The 1,221-nt window shown below is 44.1% G+C and carries 1 protein-coding gene; it reads left to right on the top strand.

The features are described from left to right. A partial coding sequence (locus tag L8106_RS29150; protein WP_009788186.1) for an Ig-like domain-containing protein occupies positions 1-1,208 on the top strand: 1,208 nt, incomplete at its 5' end. Between the last annotated feature and the right edge of the window lie 13 nt (positions 1,209-1,221).

Below are 1,221 nucleotides of genomic sequence, written 5' to 3'. Positions count from 1 at the left end.
TTGCGGGGATGAAAGAAATAGATGATCTCGAAGGAACTAACGGGCCAGATCAATTTATTCTGGGCAATGGTAGCACAGCTTTCTACAACCAATCAAATTGGGATGATCGCGCTGAAATTAGCGGGTTTAATGATGCAGAAGATCAGATTCAACTGCATGGAAGTCCCAGTGATTATCAGCTAATACAAAGGAACGGAGATACCCGCATTTTCTTGACTGAGGGAACCAAAGATATGATTGGAATTATCTCTGGCTATTCCGAACCCGTATCCTTAACCGACGACATTTTTAGCTATGTTTCTGGAACTGATTCCGGAACCGATACCCCAGAAGAACCCGTTAACCAAGCACCTACAGCTACAAACGATACAGACAGCACCGACGAAGATACAGCTATCAATATTAACGTCCTGACTAACGATAGCGACCCAGACGGTGATAGTCTCAACGTCAGTATGGTTGATGGTACGAACACCAAAGGTCAAGTTAGCATCAACAACAACGGTACAATCAGCTACGATCCTAACGGTCAATTCGATAATCTCGAAGCCGATGAAACCGCAACAGATAGTTTCAGCTACACGATTAATGATGGAAAAGGGGGAACCGACACAGCTACCGTTAACCTGACTATCAATGGAGTTAGTGCAACTACCCAACCGAACGATAGTAGCGATAACGGAACTGACAACAACAATAACAACACAGGGTATAACATCATCAGTGATTTTGATCCCAACACAGCCTTTGCGGGGATGAAAGAAATAGATGATCTCGAAGGAACTAACGGGCCAGATCAATTTATTCTGGGCAATGGTAGCACAGCTTTCTACAACCAATCAAATTGGGATGATCGCGCTGAAATTAGCGGGTTTAATGATGCAGAAGATCAGATTCAACTGCATGGAAGTCCCAGTGATTATCAGCTAATACAAAGGAACGGAGATACCCGCATTTTCTTGACTGAGGGAACCAAAGATATGATTGGAATTATCTCTGGCTATTCCGAACCCGTATCCTTAACCGACGACATTTTTAGCTATGTTTCTGGAACTGATTCCGGAACCGATACCCCAGAAGAACCCGTTAACCAAGCACCTACAGCTACAAACGATACAGACAGCACCGACGAAGATACAGCTATCAATATTAACGTCCTGACTAACGATAGCGACCCAGACGTGATAGTCTCACGTCAGTATGGTTGATGGTACGAACACC

Origin of the sequence: Lyngbya sp. PCC 8106 (genome assembly GCF_000169095.1) — a bacterium.
Taxonomy (GTDB): domain Bacteria; phylum Cyanobacteriota; class Cyanobacteriia; order Cyanobacteriales; family Microcoleaceae; genus Capilliphycus.
The sequence above is the reverse complement of the archived record's forward strand: the minus strand, read 5'-3'. Positions and strand labels throughout refer to the sequence as shown.